This is a genomic window from Asticcacaulis sp. EMRT-3, assembly GCF_030027245.1.
GTDB lineage: Bacteria > Pseudomonadota > Alphaproteobacteria > Caulobacterales > Caulobacteraceae > Asticcacaulis.
The window spans coordinates 2,280,605-2,302,120 of the sequence record NZ_JASERT010000001.1 but is presented as its reverse complement, the minus strand read 5'-3'; the positions used below and the strand labels follow the sequence as shown (position 1 = coordinate 2,302,120).

Below are 21,516 nucleotides of genomic sequence, written 5' to 3'. Positions count from 1 at the left end.
ATCGCCATCCTTAAGGCAAGCCGCATGGGCTGCACATGACTCTCCTCGCCTTCTACGTCAACTTTTTCATTACGCTTTTTGCCCTGATCGATCCGATCGGCAATGTGCCCATCTATGCCGCCGCCACCCAGAGCCAGAGCGCGGGGGCGCGCCGCTGGGTGTCGCTCTATATCTCGCTATTTACGGCGCTGATCCTGACGCTTTTCTTCTTTTGCGGCCTGAGCATCCTGAAATTCTTCGGCATTTCGATGGATGCTTTTCGCATCGCGGGTGGCTTTTTGCTGTTCCTGATGGGGCTGGACATGGCGCGTGGTAATTTTCTGGCCACCTTCGAACACGCCGACGCGGTCAAGGAGGGCGGCGACGCCATCGGCGTCAAGCCGCTGGGCCCGCGCGAAACGGCCAAGAAAAGCTTCGAGAAGCTGGTCGTGCCGTTCGCTTTTCCGCTGATGGTGGGGCCGGGGGCGATTTCCGGCGTGGTGATTCAGGCCGTCGCCGCCAAGACCTTTGGCATGATCGGCTATGCAGTCGGGGTAGCCGCCATTGTCAGCGCCGCCCTGGCCATTCTGGTGGTGCTGTTATTCTCAAATGCGATCTCGCGCATCTTTGGCCGCGTCGGCATGGTGGTGGTGGTGCGCGTGCTCGGCCTGGTTCTGTGCGCCCTGTCGGTGCAGATCTTCATTTCAGCGCTCAGCGGTATCACGCACGGGCTGATCCTGCCCGCAGCGGCGCATCCTTACGGCTAGAGCAACGAGCGTTTAATTTGACTTACAAATTGAATGCGAGATGCGGAAAAACGTAAAATGTAGAGCGGGTTGCATTCCTTTGACCGATTCAATCAGAATGCAGACCGCTCTAGTAGAAGAGTCCTCGCACAGGCTCGGGCGGCCACTTGGCCTTGCCAGATCGCTTCGCCATCTGGAATCAGATCACATCTTCATGCCCGACATATCGTCGCCGCCCGCGCCTTGCGAAGCCAGCGGCGTCATCGATACCGGCATGTGCAGGGTGATCGGCCCGGCCTTTTCGAAATTGAGCGTCACATCGACAACATCGCCGTCCTTGGGGCGCTCGGTCAGGCCCATCAGCATGATGTGGTTGCCGCCGGGTTTCAGCGTGATCGTCTGGCCCGGTGCGATAACGAAGCCATTCTTCGCGTCACCCATCTCCATCATGGTGCCGTTCATCGTCATGGTGTGCAGGCTGGTCGTCGTGGCACAGGCACAGGCCGCCGACACCAGCCGGTCGGGCTTGTCGCCGGTATTGCTGACCGTGACATAGGCGGCGGTATTGGGATTATTGCCGAGTGCTGCGCGCATCGCATAGTCGGTCAGCTTCAGGGCCGTGTGCTGTTTATTGCCGTTGATCGTCACCGTTGTTGAAACCGAGGTGACGCCATTATCGGAAGTCGCTTTCGACACCTCGGTCTTGGCTGTGCAGCCCGATACAATTAAGGCCGCTGCGGCGGTGATCATCAACGGTTTCATAGACTAAACCTTCCTATTCCAGACGGCGATACTTTGCGTGATCAACCCCACAGACCGACGATTTTTTTGACATCCTTGACCACGGGTGCCGCCACCTGATTGGCCTTGTCCGAGCCAAGGGTCAGGGCGCGGTCGATCTCCGCCGGATCGCCTAACAGGCGGCGCAAACGATCCGAGATCGGGGCCATCTTGTCAACCACCACTTCGGCCAGGGCCGGTTTGAAGGCGCCGAAACCCTTGCCGCCAAATTGCGCCAGCACATCGGCCACCGAAACACCGGCCAGCGCCGCATAGATGCCGACGAGATTCTTGGCTTCCGGGCGATCTTCGAGGCCCGCCGCCTCTTCGGGCAACACTTCGGCGTCGGACTTGGCCTTCTTGATCTTGGAAGCGATCATATCGGCCGTATCGGTCAGGTTGATGCGCGCATTGTCGGACGGATCGGATTTCGACATCTTGGCCGTGCCGTCGCGCAGACTCATAATACGCGCGCCGGGGCCCTGATAGAGGGTTTCGGGGATGGGGAAATAATCGACGCCGAAATCGTGATTGAACTTCTTGGCCACGTCGCGCGTCAGTTCGACGTGCTGGCGCTGATCCTCGCCCACCGGCACGTGGGTGGCCCTGTAGAGCAGAATATCGGCGGCCTGCAATACCGGATAGGTATAGAGGCCCACCGAGGCGCGTTCCTTATCCTTGCCCGCCTTGTCCTTGAACTGGGTCATGCGGTCGAGCCAGCCGAGGCGCGCCACACAGTTGAAGATCCACGCCAGTTCCGAATGGCCGGTCACCGCCGATTGCGGGAAGATGGCCGATTTTTCGAGATCGACTCCGGCGGCCAGATAGCAGGCGGCGATTTCGCGCGTCTGGTCGAGCAGCTTTTTCGGATCCTGCCAGACGGTGATGGCGTGCAGATCGGCGATGAAGAAGAAGCGCTCGGCCTCTTCGGTCTGCATGTCGGCGAATTTTTTCAAAGCACCGAGATAATTGCCGAGATGCAGCGAGCCGGACGCCTGAATGCCGGACAGGATGCGTTTGATAGGGGCAGCTTGATCAGTCATAAAAATCCTTAGCGACGCTTCAGCATCGCCTTCAGTTCGGCGGGCCGCACGGCCCCAGTCATGAAAAGCAGCCCGATATAGACCAGACCGCCGCACAGGGAAACCAGCACAATGGCGATTTCCTTCGTACCAATGGCCTTATGACCCAGAATCGTCAGGTCGTGGACGCCCTTATGGACGGGCAGGAAGCCGCCGATGGCGTCCTGAATGAACGGGCGAAAATGCGTGGCCGCCATGCAGAAGACCGCCATGCCGACACTGGCCGCCAGCACCAGCAGCACGCGGGCCAGTGCGCCCTTGCCAATGGTCCATGTGCCGCGCCGCGCCAGGGTGAAGATCATCAGAAGCGCATTGACCCACGCCGCCGCCGAGGTGCCGATGGCCAGTCCCGGTACACCAATAAGGTGGAACATGCTGACCCCGACCACGATATTGACGACCACCGACACAACGGCGAACTTCATCGGGCCAAACGTGTCCTTGCGCGCGAAAAAGGCCGGATTGAGGATGCGCGTCAGCACAAAAGCCGGAACGCCCCAGCCGTAATAATAGAGGCAGCGCGCCGTCCACAGCGAATCGAGGACGTGGAAACCGCCGCGCGTATAGACGCCATCGACCAGAAAAAACGGCATGGCCACCAGAGCCACAGCGGCGGGCAGGGCGAAGACGAAGGCATAGACGACGGCCTGATCCATCGTTCTTTGTGCGTGATCATGATCCCCGGCATGGACAGCGCGCGACAGGGCAGGCAAAAGCGCCGTGCCGATGGCGACCCCCACCAGCCCCAGCGGCAACTGGTAGAAGCGGTCGGCGATGGTCAGCCACATGGTGGCACCATTGACGTTTGAGGAAAAGAACTGCGACACAAACACATTAACCTGTGTGGCTGCCGCGGCCAGAGCGCCGGGAACGGCCAGCAAAAGCAAGGCGTTAATTTGCTTCGAGAAAACCGGAATGATCGACAGGCTGACATGGGCCCCGGTTTTGCGCGCCCCCCACAAAAGCAGGCTGGCTTGCAGCACGCCCGCCACCAGTGTGCCGATCGATCCCCATAGCGCTGATTGAAACGGTGAATGGGTGGGGATGATGAAAAGCAGAGTCACAGCATTGAGCAGGATCGGCGCGCCCGCCGACAGCATGAACTTGCCGCGCGTGTTCAAAACCCCGGCCAGATGGGCCACGATCGCCATGCACGGCAGATAGGGCATGGTGATCTGGGTCAGGATCACTGTCCATTTGAACTTTTCCGGGTCGGCGAAAAAGCCGTGTTTGAAAACGAACATCAGCCACGGCATGGTCAGTTCGCACAACAGGGTCAGGCCCACTGTCAGGAAGACCAGGGTGGCCATAGCGTCATGCGCCATCTTGTCGGCTTTTTCTTTCCCGTCGCGTTCCAGCGCTGCTGCATAGGCGGGCACGAAGGCCGATGAAAACGCCCCTTCGGCGAAGATGCGCCGGAACAGGTTGGGAAACTGCTGCGCCGTGGCATAGGCGTCGGCCATGATATTGGCCGATGCGCCGAGATAGTTGGCGATGACCAGATCGCGGGCAAAACCGGCGAGGCGCGAAATCAGGGTAAAGCCGGCATTGATCAGCGAATTGCGCACCAGGCCGGATTTTCGTACAGCGGGTGCGACAGGCGGAATTTCAGACACGGACATGCTCGGCAAAAGAGAAGCCACCGGTGTAAGCCGGACGCAGATTTACCGCAAGCGCGGATAACAGGCTGTGATGAGCTTGACTCATCGCAGCTTGCAGCGTGCGACCGCACGCCGCCGCTCCTGCAGCGAGCCTGCACGGCCTCTGAGTGCATATTTAAGAGGTTAACGGTGGAAGCGGCGTAACTGTCCGGCCAGTACTTCCATCGTCCAGTCATCAGGCAGCACCTTCAGAAGCGCCGCCGCCGTCTTGTTAGGCGCACCGGGCACGCAGGCCGCGCGATTGGCCTCCGCCGCCATGAAACCTTCGCGCGCCACCTCATCGGCCCCCATCCAGCACCATTCGGGCACGGTTTTCGACAGCTTGCCGGTCTGGCCCGTGACATTGTGAAACTCGCTATAGGTAAAGCCGGGGCACAGGGCGCTGACATGGATGCCGTGGTCGCGCATTTCGAGGTGCAGGCTCTGCGAAAAGCGGATCAGAAAGGTTTTGATCGGGCCATACAGGGTTTCCCCCGGCGAGGCGGGCAGCAAACCGGCCAGCGACGCGACATTGACGATGCGACCGAATTTTTCAGCGATCATGCCGGGCAAAACGCGGTGGGTCAACTCCATCGGGGCCTGCATCATCACCTGCATCATGGCGCGCTGATCTTCCAGTGCATTGCCGGCGAAGCCGCCCGGCTGGCCATAGCCAGCATTATTGACCAGACCATCGATGTTGCGGCCCAGCGCCATTACGCCGTCATACAGCTTTTCCGGCGTGGCCGGATCGCTGAGGTCACCGGGCAGGGCATGGGCTTCGACGCCATAGCGCAGGCGTATTTCCTCGCACAATTTATCCAGCCGGTCAGCGCGCCGCGCCGTCACCGCCACGTCCCAGCCCTGCGCGGCATAGACGCGCGCAAACGCCATGCCGATACCCGACGAGGCTCCGGTAATCAGGGCAAGGCGGCGTGGCAAGCGGGCGACCTCAGGCTGTGACCGGCTCGACCGGCAAACTGTGGGTATGGGCAAGCAGATCGGCGACGGTGATGGTGGACAGGCTGTCGCTGGCGGCGGCATTGGCTTTTTGCATGGCGTCATGCACCGCTTTTGGTATGGCCTGACTAACGGGGCAGCCCTCGGCCCCCAGCGGCACCGAACCTAAGTGGGCGCAGCCATTGACGGCGCGCAACACCTCATCGAGCCGGATGTCTTCGGGCCGCTTCAACAGCCACGCCCCGCCGGATACGCCCGAACAGGTGGCCAGCAGACCCGCCCGCGCCAGTTGCGTGGTCATGCGCCTGATCACCACCGGATTGGTCGGGATCGAGGCGGCCAGCACCGACGACGACACGGCCCGCTCGCGCGTATAGGCGTTGCGGTGGGCCAGATAGGCCAGCGTATGCGCGGCGACGGGAAATCTTTGGCTGTCAGACATTTCAGGACATTCTTACGCAGGTTTCACCCTGCGTCAAACGGTGTTTGCGCAAGGCGGGGTTTGGGAGGAGCAAACCCCGCATTCCGGCTGGATTCGGCCCCGGCGGCGCACAGGCCAGCCTAATGAGGTTGAATGTCGTTATAAATAGGCGTAAGAGCGCCGGGTTCAAGCGAGGGATATGAAGACTGTGTGTCCAGCCCCCTCAGGAGAGTATGCATGAATGGGGATACCCCTCCCGAACCGCTGGCCTCAGCCTCCGGCCCGGACACTTCGGCGGAAACTTCGGATTTCGCCACCACCCACAACTCTCCCCGCCACGAATCCGAAAACGGTTCAGGTCACGCCCATCCCAGCGAAGCCGAAGCCGTGTCCAGTCACGGACATGGCGCGGAAGGTTTCTGGGCCCTGTGCGTGGGGGCCATTGGCGTGGTGTTTGGTGACATCGGCACCAGCCCCCTCTATGCCATGCGCGAGGCCCTGCGCCACACGCGCGAAGGCACCAGCGCCGATTTGGCCGTCAAGGGCGTGATTTCGCTCGTCTTCTGGGCGCTGGTCATGGTGGTGACGGTCAAATACGTCCTGTTCCTGATGCGCGCCGACAATAAGGGCGAAGGCGGAACCCTGGCCCTGATGGCGCTGGCGCAAAAAGCGCTCGGCAAATATTCGCCGACCGTGTTTTTCTTGGGCATTTGCGGGGCGTCGCTGTTTTATGGCGACGGCATCATCACCCCGGCGGTTTCTGTTCTGGGCGCGGTGGAAGGCCTGAGGGACGCGCCGGGCCTCGGCCATTCCCTGTCGCACCTGATCGTGCCGATTTCGGCCATTATCCTGATCATCCTGTTCATGGTGCAGTCGAAAGGCACGGCCAAGGTGGCGCGCCTGTTCGGCCCGATCACGGTTATCTGGTTTCTGGCGCTGGGCGGCCTTGGCCTCGTCCATATTTTCGACCAGCCGCAAATTCTTGTGTCGCTCATGCCGCAATACGGCATCGAATTCCTGTTCGCCAACGGCTTTACCGGCTTTGTGATTCTGGGTTCGGTGTTTCTGGCCGTCACCGGTGCCGAAGCCCTCTATGCCGATATGGGCCATTTCGGCAAGAAACCGATCCAGCGCGCCTGGCTGTTTTTTGTGTTTCCGTGCCTGATGCTCAACTATCTCGGTCAGGGCGCTCTGACCCTGCACGATCCTTCGGCGCGCGATAATCCCTTCTGGCGCATGGTGCCCGAAGTGGCCTATTGGCCGATCTTCGTTCTGGCCACGATGGCCACGGTCATCGCCTCGCAGGCCGTCATCACCGGCGCCTTTTCGATGACCCAACAGGCCGTGCAACTGGGCCTTCTGCCGCGCATCGACATCAAGCGCACGTCGGAGACTCAGGCCGGACAGATTTTTGTGCCGCAGATCAACACCATGCTGATGGTCGGTGTTCTGTTACTGCTGGTGCTGTTCCAGTCCACCGACCGCCTGACCTCGATGTACGGCATCGCCGTCACCGGCGCGATGATGGTCGATACGCTGCTGGCCTATGTGTTCCTGCGCCATGTCTGGAAATGGAAGCGCTGGCAGGCCTGGCTTTTGCTGCTGCCTTTGGGCGCGCTCGATCTGGTTTTCTTTGGCTCGAACCTGCTCAAGATTCCGCAGGGCGCCTGGCTGCCGCTGACGCTGGGTGCGGCGCTGGTACTGGTCATGCTGACCTGGGCCGCCGGTACGCGCACCCTCACCGAAAAGACACGCCGCGATTCGGTTTTGCTGACCGACCTGATCGAAATGCTGAAAAAGCGTCCGCCGCACCGCGTGGCGGGCACCGCCATCTTCCTGACCTCGGATTCCGACGCGGCCCCCGTGGCGCTGATGCACAATCTCAAGCACAATAAAATCCTGCACGAGAAGAACATCATCCTGACGGTCAGGACGGCCAATACGCCGCGTGTGGCGGAATCGGACCGCGTGTCGATCGAAGTGCTCAATGCCGACTTCAAAAAAGTGACGCTGACCTACGGCTTTATGGAAAGCCCCAACCTGCCGCGCGCGCTGGGTCTGTGCCGCAAGCTGGGCCTGAAGTTCGACATCATGGCCACCAGCTTCTTCCTGGGCCGCCGCTCGGTGGTGCCGTCGGCCAATTCGGGTATGCCGCTTTGGCAGGACAAGCTGTTCATCTTCCTGATGAAAAACGCCACCAACCCGACCGAATTCTTCCATATCCCGCCGGGCCGCGTCGTCGAACTGGGCACACAGGTGACGGTGTAATCCCAAGGCACGTTTATGCCTTGGGCAAGGCCGACTGGCCGCCCGAGCCTATGCGAGGAGCCCATTCTTAGCAGAGAGAGTGGCGGCGCTTTGAGCTGAAAATGAAGCCGCCGGATGTCCTCCGCCGGCTTTTTTATGACCGGACGCTTTTCACCCTCTGAGCGTGTCGCGGCTGGCCGGACTGTAAAACGATGGATTATCTGGCTGATCTGTCTTGCTATTTTCGCTGCAAAACAAAAAATGCAAAAAAGTGCGCAAAAGGACTTGCACCAGACCAAGCCTTGAAATAGAAGTCGCGGCCTCGGCGGGTCATGCCTTCCGGGGCCATCTTGATGGATGGGGCTTTAGCTCAGTTGGTAGAGCGCTTCAATGGCATTGAAGAGGTCAGCGGTTCGACTCCGCTAAGCTCCACCATTCCTGTTCAAAAATGGGCACCTGCTGCGAAGCGTTGCTGCTTGCGGGCAATGCGCTAGAATCATTCAAATTTTTCTTCATAGGCGTCCTTTTTGATAGAGGTCTGTTGGAGGGCTACCGGTAACGACTTCTGCTAGACTCTTTTGTGATTAGGTTTACGCATACCCTGAGTTTCTGAGATAATTCGCACATTCTTGTTGAGAGAAGAGGTCGAGCAACTTGCCGATCCTGTTCCACAGTGTTTCGACCGTGCGTTTGAACCGCCCCGGATTTGCCGGAGGCCCTAACTCGTGAGTAGATAGGGCTATGACGAACAAAACGACGAATAAATTTTCCCCTGAGATCCGCGAACGGTCTGTACGGATGGTTCTCGAACATGAAGCCGATTACCCTTCGCGATGGACAGCCATCTTGTCGGTAGCTCAGAAGATCGGTTGTGCGCCGGGCACCCTGAACGACTGGATCAAGAAGACTGAGGTCGATACCGGCAAGCGCGCTGGCGTTCCGACCGATCTGGCCGAGAAGATGAAGGCCCTGGAGCGCGAGACCCGGGAGTTGCGGCAGGCCAACGAGATATTGCGCAAGGCCAGCGCTTATTTTGCCCAGGCGGAGCGAGCCTGAAAGAGTGGGCGCCCGTTCAAGCGATGACTGCGTTCATCGATGATCACCGGGAGGCGTACGGGGTCGAGCCGATCTGCAGAGTTTTGCCGATTGCCCCATCTACCTATTTCGAACGCATCGCTCAGCGTAATGATCCGGCTCGACTGTCGGCGCGGGCGAAGCGTGATCTGGAACTCAAGCCGGAGGTCGCGCGTGTGTTTGCCGAGAACTACGAGGTCTATGGCGTCCGCAAGGTCTGGCGCCAGATGAATCGGGAGGGCTTTGACATTGCCCGATGCACGGTCGAGCGATTGATGCGCGGCCTCGGTCTGCAGGGTATAATCCGCGGAAAGCCTGTTCGTACAACGGTTTCCGATAAGGCGGCACCTTGCCCGCTGGACCATGTGAACCGGCAATTCCGTGCACCGGCGCCCAACAGGCTCTGGGTATCGGATTTCACCTATGTCGCCACCTGGCAGGGCTTTGTGTATGTGGCATTTGTCATCGACACCTACGCCCGCCGCATTGTCGGCTGGCGCGCCAGTCGTACGGCCCATGCCAGTTTCGTCCTCGATGCGCTGGAACAGGCGATCCATGATCGCAGGCCTGTTCATCGCGGCGGCCTGGTGCATCACTCAGACCGGGGCAGTCAGTATATTTCGATCAAGTATACTGAGCGTCTGGCTGAAGCGGGTATCGAACCATCGGTCGGAAGTGTTGGGGATTCCTACGACAACGCCCTGGCTGAAACCATCAACGGGCTTTACAAGGCCGAGGTCATTCATCGCAAAGGGCCGTGGCGCAACTTTGAAGCCGTTGAGTTTGCCACCCTCGAATGGGTCGATTGGTTCAATCACCGAAGGCTCCTTGAGCCTATAGGCAATATACCGCCGGCTGAGGCTGAACAAATGTACTATGCCGCTCTCGACACCGAAGAGATGGCCGCGTAACTTTTATAAACCGGCCTCCGGCAAATCCGGGGCGGTTCAGACCGCGTAGCTTAAACAGACTATTGCCAGTTTTAAATTTTGCAACAGCGCCAGTTCAGTACCTTCAGTTACGATCGCAAGTCGGTCTATGTTGGCATGACCGGGCAAAGCGCACGCCTTCCGTCGCGCTATCCGGAGTTCTCGGCTGATTGGGACAAATGGTCAGCCTCAGCTCAGGTTAGGCCATTATTACCCCAGCGCGACCATTTTCGACAGTAAAGGCGCGCTCTGTCGCCACCGTGGCATTCGGGTCGGCACGATCAGAAATCGCCCGGAAGCGCACCGCCATTTGTTGCGGCGTGACCTCGGCCACAACATAGCCGTGTGTGCCGCTATTGAAATATTTGATATGCGGATTTTCGGGAAGCCGGTCAGCAAAGGCCTTACGTGGCGGCCCGTCTGACGTTACCGATGTACCGACGAATTCGGTGGCGATGGTCGCAGAATTGGGATTGCTGAAGTCTGCCTTCAGGTCCGTCGCCCAGAAGGAATGGATGTCCCCGCCCAGCATGACCGGGTTTTTCAGCCGCGTAGACTGGATCGCGGCCAGTAAGCGGTCGCGCGTCGCCGGATAACCGTCCCATCCATCGGTCCAGTGACCGACGATAGTATTGCCAGCCTTATCTCTGCCCGTTTGTGTGAAGGACGCCACGAGAAGATCCTGCGCGATGATGTTCCATGTGGTGTGCGATTTCGCAAATCGATCATAGAGCCAAGCTTCCTGCTGAATGCCGAGCATAGAGCGTTTCGGATCGAGCCGGTCGATACAGGCGTCGGTGACGACATGGCCCTTGCGTACCCCATTGACCGGACAGGCCGCAGGCGAACGATACTGCCGGCCGTCCAGCAAGGTAATGTCGGCCAGATCGCCGAAGCGGAACGCCTTGTAGAGATGGACATGAGTACCGATCAGACGCGATGTACGGCGTAGCGGCATCATTTCATAAAAGGCTTGATAAGCGGCCTGACGAATGGAGAGCATGTTCACGTCATCGTCCATATATTCAGACAGAAAGCCGCCATAGTCGTTCTGGACTTCATGATCATCCCAGGTGATCAAAGAAGTGGTGCGGGCATGCAGGGCCTGAAGATCCGCATCAAGGCGATACAGCGCGTAGCGACGCCGGAACTCCGACAGGGTGCGCACATCCCCAATTTGTTCGTGATGGCGCACGAGCCCGTCGGGCTTTTTGTAGCTATATTCATAGATGTAATCACCCAGGAAGACCGAATAGTCCGGGTCTTCATCGGCCATATGGCGATAGGCGCTGAACCAGCCTTTTTCATAGTGCGAGCACGAGGCGTAGGCGAGCTTCAGCCGCTGCGGCTTCGCAGAAGGCAGCGGCAGGGTACGCGCCCGGCCTGTGGCGCTGCGCGCGCCAAGCGCTTCAAAACGGTAGTTGTAAAAACGGTCGGGTTTCAATCCAGCCACCTCGACATGCACAGCATGGGCGGCGAGCGGCGATGTCGAAATCTCGCCCTGCGCCACCGGTCGGCTCATGGCCTCGTCGTCATATACGAACCAGCGCACCTTAGTCGGCGTCGTCATGCCGCCGAGGCCGTCAGGGGCCAGTGGGTCTGGTGCCAGCCGCGTCCAGATAACAAAGCCATCGCTGGCCGGATCACCGCTGGCGACTCCAAGGGTGAACGGCCCGAGCGCGCCTTGCGCCAGGCTGCATAGAGGAAGGGCGGCAACGCATGGAACGGTAAGCCCGCCTGTCAGGAACTGGCGGCGGGAGGGTGTGATTAAGGTCATGTACGTCTCTTGAAAATCAAGGGCCTTGCCGAGCATCGCTCAGCCTCAAAAGTACAGCCGAGCCGGACTCATTTATGATTACGAACACGCCTTGGAGAGGGAGTTGAACCTATCAGTTTGCACAATAGAATGGTTCGTTGACACTTCTATGACCCGGTTCGGACGATCGTGGCCGGTTCCCTTGCGTTTGTCGTAGAACTGCTGCTCAATTTACGTGAAAGCTTTGCAAATCTTCAAACCTGTCGTCACAAAAAGCAATTACAAAACATATTGTCAGGCGAATGCCTGTAAAATGGCACATAAAATATAATAGAATTCGATATATGTCGAATGGTTTGCTGACGTAAACCTTATCGACTGCTTTGTGCTGTCTGTTTTGCACGAAGATATCAAGCCATTTTCAGGAAATAATTTACTGATTTTCAAATTAACCTGGAGAGGGGATACTCCTGATGAGAAATATGTTTAAAATTGCCGCGGCGGCTTCTGTACTCGCCCTTATTTCGGCAAGTACCGTCTATGCTCAGCAGACAACTGGGGGGCTGAAGGGCTACGTCACTGATGCCAGCGGAAAAGCTGTTGCTGGTGCCAGGGTAACCATCGTCCATACGCCAACCGGCATGACCTCTACAGCCACCACGGATTCGACGGGTTACTACGCCATTGATCAATTGCGCGTTGGTGGCCCCTACACTGTGTCGGTGTCCACTGACTCAGAGGCAGTAACCAAAGTTACGGTTCCGGTTGTCGGCATCGGTGAAGCGACGGAGGCCGATGTGGCGCTTCAGTCATCTTCGGCGCCAACTGAAGTTACCGTGCGCGGCGTGCGTGCGTCACGGGTTGCCGGCCGGACCCATATTGGGGCCGCCGAAATCGCTGCCGAACCGACGCTTGAGCGCGATATTCGCGACTATGCCCTAAAGTCACCCACGGCCTGGGAAGATTCCACCAACTCCGGCGCCCTGTCACTCGGCGGTCAAAACAGCCGTTCTAATGCCATTCTCATTGATGGCGTCAAGGAAGGCGATGACTTCGGTCTGAACGCTAACGGTTTGCCAACCCTGCGTTCGCCGATTTCCGTGGATACACTGGAAGCGGTCAATGTCGATACGGCACCTTATGACGTCCAGTACGATTTTTTCCAGGGCGGCGTGATCAACTTCGTCACCAAATCAGGCGGTAACGATTTCCATGGTGGATTGGTTTACGAAGAAACCAATAACAACATGCGGGGCAAGAAGCTTGACTACAAGAATAGCTCGGGCAACTGGGCTACGAAAACCGTTACAGGGGACTTCTCGGAAAAAACCTACGGCGCCCATCTGTCTGGCCCTATCGTAAAGGATAAGCTGTTTTTCTTCGTCGATTATGAAAAGTTTGAGGGTTCTCTTCCGGCAACCTATGGCCCGGCTGGTTCGGGTGCAGGTAATATTATTAAAGGGGTCAGCCAGGCCGATATCGACCAGGTCACGAGCATCATGAAGTCGAAATATGGCTATGATCCGCTGGGTTGGAGCGGGTCTGAGCCCTATACGGACGAGAAATATTTCGGCAAGCTCGATTGGCAGATCAATGACAATCAACGGGCTACCTTGTCCTATCAGGACACTAAGAGCCAGTCGATCAGCGACTATGATAATTCGACCAGCTATGGTGATCTCGCCCTGCAATCACACTGGTACACCAATGAGACGGATCTGAAGGTTTACAAGCTGCAGGTTCTGTCCAACTGGACCGATGCCTTTAGCACTGAATTCAATGCCTCCAAGAAGGAAGTCTCGGCTATTCCGGTGTCCATGGGCGGTACAGATTTCGCCGAATTCCGGATTGTGACTCCTGAAGGCGGCTATATCTATCTCGGCCCGGACCGCTATCGTCACTACAATATCCTGACCAATAACAACACTCATTTCGATTTCAAGGGCAAGTATCGCCTGGACAAACATACCCTGTTCTTCGGCGTCGAACATGAAAAAGTCGACATCTTCAATGCGTTCGTTGCCTATTCGAATGGTGTTTACACCTTCAACAAAAATGGCTCTTCGGGGACTGCAAAATATGCATCGGGCATTGATGCTCTAGCAGCAGGTGATGCGAACTCCGTTTCGTATGATAATTCGTATGACAACGTCAAAGCCGACGGCGCTGCCAGCTTCAGCTATAGTACCAACAGCGCTTACATTCAGGATACCTGGCGCGTCACTCCGCGTTTCACCCTAGCCTATGGCCTGCGCTATGACAGCTACAGCTCCAATCAACAACCGAAGGCGAATCCCACCTTCCTGGCCAATTACGGTTTCAGCAATACCAAGGGACTTGACGGTCTGAGTTCATTGCAACCCCGCGTCAGCTTCACCTGGCACCCGGCAATCGACGATACCCTGACTGTATATGGTGGCATCGGCAAGTTTCAGGGCGGTCAGGCCAATGTGTGGATTTCTGACAGCTATTCCAATACCGGAAACCTTTTGGGTTACGCCAACTGTTATGCCGGCAGTGCCAAAACACCGACTACGCCGGACTGCCTGGCAGCTCTTACCAATGTCGGCGGCACTGACGTCGGGACCTATCTGCAAAGCGTGAATGCGGCCAATGCTGGGGCCGGAACCGGTACGACCAACGCGATTGCGCCCGATTTCAAGATACCGAGTGTCTGGAAAGCCTCTCTTGGTTTTGCCAAAACCTTTGACATGGGCAGCCTTGGTGACAACTACCATTTTTCGATGGAATACGACGCGACGAAGTTCGATGCGGCCACGTATTGGTATGATATTTACCAAGAGCAGTTCTACAGTGGCAGTGCGCCGGATGGTCGACCGGAGTTTTTCAACACGACAGCGAAAGGCATAGCTCGTGCCAATCGTCAGGATGTTGTGTTGGATACCGTGGGTCTCGGCAAGGCCGACCAGCTTATTGTGACCCTAAGCAAGGCGTGGCATGCGGGCTGGGCTAACGGGCTGTCCCTAGACTTGAGTGCCGTCAGTTCGAATTCGACGGATGTGAACTCTGGAACCAGCTCGATTGCCACATCAAATATGAAGTCCCTTTCGACCTCAGACTATGCCAACCCAGTTGCCAGCAATTCGAACTACATGATTGACCGGATGGCCAAGTTGACGGTCAGCTATCAGCACAAATTCTTTGGCGACAATGTGACGGGCATATACCTCTACAACCAATACCGAACCGGTCAGCATTACAGCTTCACTTTTGACGACACATCAAGTTCGGCAAATAATGGCACGGGCCTTTATGGTCAAAACGCAACCTACACCGGTTATGACACTGAACTTCTCTACGTTCCAGCGTCCGACTCTAGCGGTAATGTGACGGCGAATTCCGACGCCCGCGTCCATTACAAGGCAGGCTTCGATGTATCGGGCTTCAATCAGTTCCTGCACGACACAGGCCTGATCAAGTACGCCGGATCCATCGCTCCGCGCAACGCCTTCAAATCACCGGCAACCTTCCTGACCAATCTGCGCATAACGCAGGAACTGCCGGCTATCAGCTCACGCTGGGGTAAGTTTCAACTCTATTTGGACGTTCAAAACCTTGGCAACCTGATTAACCCGAAGTGGGGCACTGTGGCACAATACAGCTACCCGTATAATTACGGAGCGGTTGTTGCGACCAACTGTCAGGCGGCGGCAGCTACCTCCGTAGGCAATGGCAATCCGCCCAAAAACGTCGATAATAGCTGTGCGGCGTCTGGTAACTACTACCAGTATAACTCCTATCAGACAAAGTCGCCGACCTATTACACATCGGGTCTGTATCAGGTGAAGGTGGGCGTCACCTACAAGTTCTGACCCCCATGAATTGGAAGACCACGTAATGAAGCGGCCCCTGAATCATTCAGGGGCCGCTTTTTGCTACTCAGCCAGGTCGAATGGCGCCGGCACCCTTTTCATGGCTTGGCGCCGGACTCGCGGCTCTTCACGCTTTTCGTGATGCGGGCGGCGGGAAAAGGTTAAAAAATAAGCTTAACTCAACCTTATTTTAGCATTTAGGCCCATAATCCGGCCTGTATGATCAAACCCGTTCTCGCTCTTGTTGCCTGGTCGATGGTGATGCTCATCTGGCTCTATGTCAGGCGATTGCCTTCGCTTGTGCGCTATGCGCTGAGCGAGGCGCGGCTGCACAGCGGTGAGGCCGTGCGCCGTCTGCCGCCGCAGGTGCAATGGTCGGCGGATAATTATAACAATCTGATGCAGCAGCCCACCCTGTTCTATGCCCTGTGCCTGGGCATTCACATCAGCGGCATGAGCAATCTCGATCTCGAATATCTGGCCTGGCTGTATGTGGCCCTGCGTGTGCTGCATTCGGTGGTGCAATCGACCAGCAATATCACCACCATCCGCTTTTGCCTGTTTCTGGCCAGCTCCGGTGTGCTGGGCGTTTTGTGCGTGCGCGCTTTGATGTTGCTGTTTTAAAACGGTTATTGCGCCGGTACGATACGGTACATGCGCAGCACATGCTTGATGCGGCCCGCTTCCGTGCCGGCGCGCTGACCGTGGCCGACATAGAGATCGGCGCGGACATCGCCCTTAATCGCCCCGCCGGTATCGAGCGCCGCCACCAGCCGTTGATAGGCCGGGAAGGCATTATCGAGGCCAGCAGCCCCGGCATGGGCGTCGATCCAGAACAGGTCGCCGAGATGATGGTAGGCCGGATCGACGGCGATGGCCGAACCGGGCGGCAAGGCCAGACCCGCCGCACCGAGAGGCTCGGTCTGGTCAGGCTGGATGGTGAAAAAGCCATAGCGCGGATTGGCGTTCATCAGGGCCTGCGCTTCCGGGCCGCGATGGGCAGCCAGCCAGGCATGGATATTGTCGCCCGACGTGGCGCCCGGTGCCAGTAAGCCCTGCTGCACCATCACCCTGGCGATACCGACGAAGGGCTGGCCATTATCGGCGGCATAGGCGGCATAGACACGGCTGCCATCGGGCAGGTCGAGAAAGCCTGAACCCTGAAGCTGCATGAAGAAATAGTCTTCCGGGCGCATATAATAGTCGGTCATCGGATCGGCAGGCATCTGGCTGGGGGTTTGGGCCTCAATCTCGGCGCGCGTATAATAGGGCAGATAAAGGCCGCCCACTTTGCGCGCCGCCACATGGCTGCCCGTTTGTGCAGGCGTCATCTGCGCGCCATTAACATAGACGAGATCAGACGGCTTGCCGCGCACAGCTTGCGAAAACTCGGCATCGGGCTGATGGCGCGCATCGTAATCAGGCACATAATAGCCGGTGAGGGTGCCGGTTGTCTGATCGGCAGACGACACCGCCTCGACCTGCAAATGGCTGTCGAGAAAGGCCATGATCTGCTCAGGGCTTTCAAAATCCTGCCGGGCCATAGAGGCGCACACCGCCGCATAGGGGCCGCCATTCTTATAGGCGCAGGCCGCGCGCAGGGCCTCAATGGCGATAAACGGATCGGTGCCGCTCCAGCCCGGCAGGGTGTCGAGCCTTTGCGACATGGCGACAGGATTATAGGTTTGCGAGGGCGAACCGGGTGTTTGATCCGCCCCGAGACTCGGGCTTTCGGGGCTGACAGACGGCGAAACAGGGGAGGTCACGGGCGGCGTAACGGGCGGCGTAACGGGCACAGTGGCGCACGCCGCCAGCAGCAGAGCCAGCCCTGCACTTAAGACAAGCCCAAGCCTCACGCCTTGGCCGCCTCGACGCGAGCGAGGATCCACGAACCGTTCATATTCTTATAGGCGCGCTGGAAGGTCCAGTATTCGGCGGCGCGGCGATAGAGCTTTTGCGCCGCCTCGCCGTTTTCACCCGCCTGCGTTTCGTAAACCATTTCCGACAGGAAGCGCACGCGCAACTGCGCCTGCTCGTCCTTATATTCGATGGTGTCGATGTCGGCCTTGGGCGACTCGACAAAACTCAGGATCTGTTTCGGCGCTTCGGTGCGCGCCGCCACGGCGTCGCTGAAGCTCGCATATACCTTCTCGCTCAGGCGATCCTTCACCGGCTCAAGCTCACCCTTGTGGAAGGCCAGCACCACCTGCTCATAGGTTTCACGCGCCTTTTCGAGAAAGTTCGTCTCGTTGAAATTGACATCGCGCGCTTTCAAGGCATCGAGGCTCGGATTGCGCGATTCGGCGGGCCGTTCCAGCTTGCCGCCCGATTCGATCTCGTTTGGCTTTTGCGCGCCCAGAGCCTTGTCTTCGGAGCGGAAGCCCACCTTGCGGCCCAGCACATTGTAGAGATTCACCAGAATGACCAGGGCCAGCACAGCGAATATAATCAGGACGGCAACATTGTTCACGGTATTCTCTTCGGCTTGATCGCGGTCTTTTATGCCGCACCTGACCCATATATAGGAAGAAAGTTGAGAAGGTGAACTCTTCGTTTGATTGCTTAAAATTTTCTTATCTGTTAGCAGGCGTGTCACACGCCGCCGGTGACGCGCTGGAGCGCCTTGCCTGACCCATTTCGGAGCCCTGAATTTCATGACCGATAACGATACGACGACCCCCGCCGCACAAAACCCCGATCAGAACGCCGACCTGTCTCAGCAGCCGCCCGCCGCCCAGATGCAGGTTCTGGCTCAGTTCATCCGCGATTTTTCGTTTGAAAATCCGCGCGCCCCCAATAGCCTGCGCGTGGAATCGCGCCCCGATGTCGATCTCGGCGTCGAGATGAGCGCCAAGGGTCGCCCCGATGGCCTGTTCGAAGTCGATATCAAGCTCAACGTCAAGGCCTCGACCAGCGAAGGCGCGATGTTCGCCATCGAACTGGTGTATGGCGGCCTGTTCCAGCTCGGCAACATGCCCGAAGCCCTGGTGGAGCCGACGCTGCTGGTCGAATGCCCGCGCTATCTGTTCCCGTTCGCCCGCCGCATCGTGGCCGACGCCACGGCAGATGGCGGCTTTACCCCGCCCTTCTATCTCGATCCGATCGATTTCGGCACGCTCTATATGCAGCAACGCGCCCAGCTCGAAGCACAACGCGCCAATGGCGGGCCCGTGGCCGGGAATGCCTGATTTTTTGGGCCTGATTTTTCAGGTAATTTTATCGAAAAACCCGGTCGCAAGGCCGGGTTTTTTTATTGCGAATAAGTCCACAGCGCCTTGTCCTTCAGGTATTTTTTGACAAAGGCCTCATGCGCCTCGGCCTCGGCTGAGGTGATGCGGCTGTTCAGCGGGCGCGGGCGCGGGCCATAGCTTATATGATTGGCGGCGGCGGCGGCTTCGGCGCGCGCCCCCACCATTTCGAGATCGAGGCCACGCTCCTTGCCGCCCAGCAGTTCGAGATAGACCGAGGCCAGCAGGCGGGCATCGATCAGCGCGCCGTGCAGATCGCGTTCGGCCAGGGAAATATTGAAGCGGCGGCACAGGGCGTCGAGCGAATTGGCCGCGCCGGGAAACCGTCCGCGCGCAATGGCCAGTGTGTCGATCCATTGTTCGTCCGGCGTGACGGCGCGGTTATGGCGCTCCAGCTCCATATTGATGAAGCCGCGGTCGAAGGCGGCATTGTGGGCGATGATCTTGCGGTCAGCGATGAAATCGAGCATCTCATCGCAGATATGGGCGAATTTTGGCATACCGCGCACCTTTTCGTTGCTGATGCCGTGGACGCGGATAGCATCGGCCTCGATCTCGCGTTCGGGATCGAGATAGCGGTGAAAGGTGCGGCCCGTCGGCAACAGATCCTCGATCTCGATGCAGCCGATTTCGATCAGGCGGTGACCGCGCTTGGGGTCAATGCCGGTGGTTTCTGTATCGAGGACGATTTCGAGGGCCATGATCCTTTAGTGCTTTAACGGCGGGTGATTTGTCCAGCGGTTTATGAGGCGCTGAGATCGGCCAGAATGGCGCGCACCTGATCGCGGCAGGCCTCAAGGCTTTGGCCTGTATCGATAAGATAGTCGGCGCGGGCGCGTTTTTCCACATCGGGCATTTGCCGCGCCAGAATAGCGGCGAAACGGGCCTGATCCATGCCGGGCCGGGCCAGGACGCGGGCGCTTTGCACCTCAGGCGGGGCGCTGACCACCACCACCTTGTCGAGATGCTGATCGGCACCCGTTTCATAGAGAAGCGGAATATCGGCCAGCACGACGGGCGCATCGGGGTGGGCGGCGATGAAGGCCTCACGGTCGGCCACGACATGGGGATGCACCAGCGCATTGAGCCGGTCGAAGCCCTCCGGCAGGGCGTGGACGGCAGCCGATAGTCTGGCGCGGTCAATGCCCGCCTCGCCCGCCACATCGCCGAAAACCGCGCTCAGTTCGTCGATCAGCGCCGCATTACCGCTATAGAGCCGGTGCACAGCGGCGTCGGCATCCCAGACCGGCACGCCTTCGGCAGCGAACATGGCGGCGATGGTCGATTTGCCCATGCCGATCGAGCCGGTCAGGCCGATTTTTATGGGGAGGCGGCGGATCACCTGGCTTCCCCCAGAAACTCAAGCGCCAGTTTGCGAATATCGAAACCGGGCCACGGCGCAACGCCATAAAAGGCCTGAAACGACGGGCGGGCCTGTTCGATCAGCATATCAAGGCCATCAACCGTGACCAGACCACGCGCGCTGGCAGCCTGCAACCACGCCGTCCTGAGCGGGCGATAGGTCATGTCCATCACGGCGGCAGTGGCGGGCAGGGCTTCGAGTGGCGGATGCGGCCCGCCGGACGCCGCATTGATGACGGCGGCGGCACCCTCAAAGGCGCGCGTGGTCTGGCTCAGATCAAAGGCGGTGACGTTGTTCTGAAAGGCGAAAACCAGCTCTTCGGCGCGCGCCAGGGTGCGGTTGACGATGCGCACCTCCGGGCAGCCGCGATCCAGCAGGGCCGCCACCACGGCGCGCGCCGCACCGCCCGCGCCCAGCACCACCACCGGGGCCGAGGCCAGATCGCAATCGGGGGCCTGTAGCTCAAAAGCACGGATCAGGCCGTGGCCATCGGTGGAATCGGCATGGATATAGCCTTCGTCATCAAAGGTGAGCAGATTGGCCGAACCGGCCTTTTTCGCCGTCTCGCTGACCGTATCGGCCAGGGCCAGGGCCTGCGCCTTGAAAGGGGCGGTGATGTTCAGGCCCTTGATGCCATTGGAACGGCACGACAGGATCAGCCGGTCAAAACCGTGCTCGTCCTTCGGGCCAAACGGTGCATAGACGCCGTTCAGCCCCATCTGGCGCAGCCAGGCCGTATGCAGGAACGGGCTTAAGGAATGATGGACGGGCTGGCCGACGATACCGGCCACCAGAGCCGCACCCGTCGGCAGGGTTTCGATCAGCGTGCTCATGCCGGAATAACCTTCAAATGACGAAGCTGGGCCAGCAGCGGCAGCAGCGGCAGGCCAAGAACGGTGAAATAATCGCCGCGAATGGCGTCGAACAGATGAATACCCATATCTTCGAGCTGATAACAGCCGACGCTCGATAAGATTTTGTCACCGGTCTGGTCGAGATAGTGGTCGATAAAGGCGTCGCTCAGTGTGCGCACGGTCATTTCGGCGGTTTCGACATGCGACCAGATCAACTGGCCGTTTTCGGCCAGTGCCAGACCGGCATGGAGATAATGGCTCTGGCCGCTCATGCGCTTGAGCAGCGCGCGCGCCTCATCAAGCGAGGCCGATTTGCTGATCAGGTCGTTGTCAAGCTGCAAGACCTGATCGCCGCCCAGAACCAGACCGGAGGTGCGCAAGGACACATGCAGGGCCTTGGCGCGCGCCAGTTCGAGCGCGATGGCTTTCGGGCTCAAGCCGCGCACCAGGGCATCGTCCTTGATCTGCTCTTCATCGAGATCAGCAGGAATCTTAGCAAAGCTGAGGCCCGAACCGCTCAACAGAGCAGCGCGCGAGGCCGAGGCGGAGGCGAGGGTCAGGTGATGGGTCATGCAGTCTTATATGTGATGGACAGGGATAATGG

Annotated in this window: 19 protein-coding genes, 1 tRNA gene and 1 other annotated feature; of the genes, 8 read left to right on the top strand and 12 right to left on the bottom strand. The window is 58.6% G+C overall.

Features of this window, described 5'->3' with window-relative positions:
* The first annotated feature begins 35 nt into the window (after positions 1–35).
* A complete protein-coding gene (locus QB905_RS10940; protein ID WP_282975061.1) occupies positions 36–746 on the top strand; it encodes a MarC family protein in 711 nt (236 codons plus the stop codon).
* 183 nt (positions 747–929) lie between these two features.
* Here QB905_RS10940 and QB905_RS10935 read toward each other — a convergent pair whose 3' ends face one another.
* The 5 genes from QB905_RS10935 to QB905_RS10915 form a co-directional block, all read right to left on the bottom strand.
* Positions 930–1,487: a copper chaperone PCu(A)C gene (locus QB905_RS10935; RefSeq protein ID WP_282975060.1), complete on the bottom strand. Its 558-nt coding sequence runs from the start codon at positions 1,485–1,487 to the stop codon at positions 930–932.
* Between the two features lie 41 nt (positions 1,488–1,528).
* Positions 1,529–2,548, bottom strand: coding sequence for a tryptophan--tRNA ligase (gene trpS / locus QB905_RS10930; RefSeq protein WP_282975059.1), 1,020 nt, complete (start codon positions 2,546–2,548; stop codon positions 1,529–1,531).
* Positions 2,549–2,556: 8 nt separating this feature from the next.
* A complete protein-coding gene (gene murJ / locus QB905_RS10925) occupies positions 2,557–4,209 on the bottom strand; it encodes a murein biosynthesis integral membrane protein MurJ (RefSeq protein WP_282975058.1) in 1,653 nt (550 codons plus the stop codon).
* 162 nt (positions 4,210–4,371) lie between these two features.
* Positions 4,372–5,169 (bottom strand): SDR family NAD(P)-dependent oxidoreductase, encoded by a 798-nt coding sequence (locus QB905_RS10920; protein ID WP_282975057.1) that lies wholly within the window; start codon positions 5,167–5,169, stop codon positions 4,372–4,374.
* 10 nt (positions 5,170–5,179) lie between these two features.
* A complete protein-coding gene (locus QB905_RS10915; protein WP_282975056.1) occupies positions 5,180–5,629 on the bottom strand; it encodes an Rrf2 family transcriptional regulator in 450 nt (149 codons plus the stop codon).
* A 216-nt stretch (positions 5,630–5,845) separates the two neighbouring features.
* Here QB905_RS10915 and QB905_RS10910 point away from each other — a divergent pair, with 216 nt between their 5' ends.
* From QB905_RS10910 to QB905_RS10895, 4 genes are all read left to right on the top strand, one after another.
* Positions 5,846–7,876: a potassium transporter Kup gene (locus tag QB905_RS10910; protein ID WP_282975055.1), complete on the top strand. Its 2,031-nt coding sequence runs from the start codon at positions 5,846–5,848 to the stop codon at positions 7,874–7,876.
* 114 nt (positions 7,877–7,990) lie between these two features.
* A complete protein-coding gene (locus QB905_RS10905) occupies positions 7,991–8,161 on the top strand; it encodes a hypothetical protein (RefSeq protein ID WP_282975054.1) in 171 nt (56 codons plus the stop codon).
* A 53-nt stretch (positions 8,162–8,214) separates the two neighbouring features.
* A tRNA-Ala gene (locus tag QB905_RS10900) sits at positions 8,215–8,290 on the top strand.
* Positions 8,291–8,596: 306 nt separating this feature from the next.
* Positions 8,597–9,840, top strand: a protein-coding gene (locus QB905_RS10895; protein WP_282975053.1) for an IS3 family transposase whose coding sequence is annotated in 2 segments (ribosomal slippage) — positions 8,597–8,888 and positions 8,888–9,840 — 1,245 coding nt in all. Because the reading frame shifts where the segments join, the coding sequence is not laid out codon by codon here.
* Positions 8,881–9,009 (top strand) — a sequence feature (AL1L pseudoknot). (Overlaps the previous gene by 129 nt.)
* A gap of 217 nt (positions 9,841–10,057) precedes the next feature.
* On the opposite strand, the gene QB905_RS10890 is transcribed toward QB905_RS10895, so the two are convergent.
* Positions 10,058–11,635 carry an alkaline phosphatase D family protein gene (locus QB905_RS10890; protein WP_282975052.1) on the bottom strand — a complete coding sequence of 526 codons (1,578 nt, stop codon included), beginning with the start codon at positions 11,633–11,635 and terminating at the stop codon, positions 10,058–10,060.
* Between the two features lie 461 nt (positions 11,636–12,096).
* Here QB905_RS10890 and QB905_RS10885 point away from each other — a divergent pair, with 461 nt between their 5' ends.
* Positions 12,097–15,447, top strand: coding sequence for a TonB-dependent receptor (locus QB905_RS10885; RefSeq protein ID WP_282975051.1), 3,351 nt, complete (start codon positions 12,097–12,099; stop codon positions 15,445–15,447).
* A 219-nt stretch (positions 15,448–15,666) separates the two neighbouring features.
* On the top strand, positions 15,667–16,071 hold the full coding sequence (locus QB905_RS10880) for an MAPEG family protein (RefSeq protein WP_282975050.1): 405 nt from the start codon (positions 15,667–15,669) through the stop codon (positions 16,069–16,071).
* 5 nt (positions 16,072–16,076) lie between these two features.
* Here the strand turns inward: QB905_RS10880 and QB905_RS10875 are convergent, their stop codons facing one another.
* Positions 16,077–17,303 (bottom strand): MltA domain-containing protein, encoded by a 1,227-nt coding sequence (locus QB905_RS10875; protein ID WP_282975049.1) that lies wholly within the window; start codon positions 17,301–17,303, stop codon positions 16,077–16,079.
* A complete protein-coding gene (locus QB905_RS10870) occupies positions 17,300–17,917 on the bottom strand; it encodes a Tim44/TimA family putative adaptor protein (RefSeq protein ID WP_282975048.1) in 618 nt (205 codons plus the stop codon). Before QB905_RS10870 ends, QB905_RS10875 begins: the two co-directional genes overlap by 4 nt.
* 184 nt (positions 17,918–18,101) lie before the next feature.
* Between QB905_RS10870 and secB the strand changes: the two genes are divergently transcribed.
* Positions 18,102–18,635, top strand: coding sequence for a protein-export chaperone SecB (gene secB / locus QB905_RS10865; RefSeq protein WP_282975047.1), 534 nt, complete (start codon positions 18,102–18,104; stop codon positions 18,633–18,635).
* Positions 18,636–18,697: 62 nt separating this feature from the next.
* On the opposite strand, the gene dnaQ is transcribed toward secB, so the two are convergent.
* From dnaQ to QB905_RS10845, 4 genes are read right to left on the bottom strand one after another with little or no spacing between them, the layout of a single operon-like run.
* Positions 18,698–19,396, bottom strand: a complete 699-nt coding sequence (gene dnaQ, locus QB905_RS10860; protein WP_282975046.1) for a DNA polymerase III subunit epsilon — start codon at positions 19,394–19,396, stop codon at positions 18,698–18,700.
* Between the two features lie 41 nt (positions 19,397–19,437).
* Positions 19,438–20,037, bottom strand: a complete 600-nt coding sequence (gene coaE / locus QB905_RS10855) for a dephospho-CoA kinase (RefSeq protein ID WP_282975045.1) — start codon at positions 20,035–20,037, stop codon at positions 19,438–19,440.
* Entirely contained in the window at positions 20,034–20,891 is an 858-nt protein-coding gene (locus tag QB905_RS10850) for a shikimate dehydrogenase family protein (protein ID WP_282975044.1), read from the bottom strand. Before QB905_RS10850 ends, coaE begins: the two co-directional genes overlap by 4 nt.
* The gene (locus QB905_RS10845) at positions 20,888–21,484 is read right to left on the bottom strand and encodes a Maf family protein (protein WP_282975043.1); all 597 of its coding nucleotides are present in this window, start codon (positions 21,482–21,484) and stop codon (positions 20,888–20,890) included. The genes QB905_RS10850 and QB905_RS10845 overlap by 4 nt, the downstream gene beginning before the upstream one ends.
* Positions 21,485–21,516 lie beyond the last annotated feature (32 nt).

Bases quoted from the DNA above. Each gene is read 5' to 3' on its own strand.
- QB905_RS10905 (WP_282975054.1), top strand. From the start codon at position 7,991: ATGTCCTCCGCCGGCTTTTTTATGACCGGACGCTTTTCACCCTCTGAG.
- QB905_RS10850 (WP_282975044.1), bottom strand. From the start codon at position 20,891: ATGAGCACGCTGATCGAAACCCTGCCGACGGGTGCGGCTCTGGTGGCC.
- QB905_RS10940 (WP_282975061.1), top strand. From the start codon at position 36: ATGACTCTCCTCGCCTTCTACGTCAACTTTTTCATTACGCTTTTTGCC.
- QB905_RS10935 (WP_282975060.1), bottom strand. From the start codon at position 1,487: ATGAAACCGTTGATGATCACCGCCGCAGCGGCCTTAATTGTATCGGGC.
- QB905_RS10845 (WP_282975043.1), bottom strand. From the start codon at position 21,484: ATGACCCATCACCTGACCCTCGCCTCCGCCTCGGCCTCGCGCGCTGCT.
- QB905_RS10915 (WP_282975056.1), bottom strand. From the start codon at position 5,629: ATGTCTGACAGCCAAAGATTTCCCGTCGCCGCGCATACGCTGGCCTAT.
- secB (WP_282975047.1), top strand. From the start codon at position 18,102: ATGACCGATAACGATACGACGACCCCCGCCGCACAAAACCCCGATCAG.
- QB905_RS10880 (WP_282975050.1), top strand. From the start codon at position 15,667: ATGATCAAACCCGTTCTCGCTCTTGTTGCCTGGTCGATGGTGATGCTC.
- dnaQ (WP_282975046.1), bottom strand. From the start codon at position 19,396: ATGGCCCTCGAAATCGTCCTCGATACAGAAACCACCGGCATTGACCCC.
- QB905_RS10910 (WP_282975055.1), top strand. From the start codon at position 5,846: ATGAATGGGGATACCCCTCCCGAACCGCTGGCCTCAGCCTCCGGCCCG.
- QB905_RS10885 (WP_282975051.1), top strand. From the start codon at position 12,097: ATGTTTAAAATTGCCGCGGCGGCTTCTGTACTCGCCCTTATTTCGGCA.
- QB905_RS10890 (WP_282975052.1), bottom strand. From the start codon at position 11,635: ATGACCTTAATCACACCCTCCCGCCGCCAGTTCCTGACAGGCGGGCTT.
- trpS (WP_282975059.1), bottom strand. From the start codon at position 2,548: ATGACTGATCAAGCTGCCCCTATCAAACGCATCCTGTCCGGCATTCAG.
- murJ (WP_282975058.1), bottom strand. From the start codon at position 4,209: ATGTCCGTGTCTGAAATTCCGCCTGTCGCACCCGCTGTACGAAAATCC.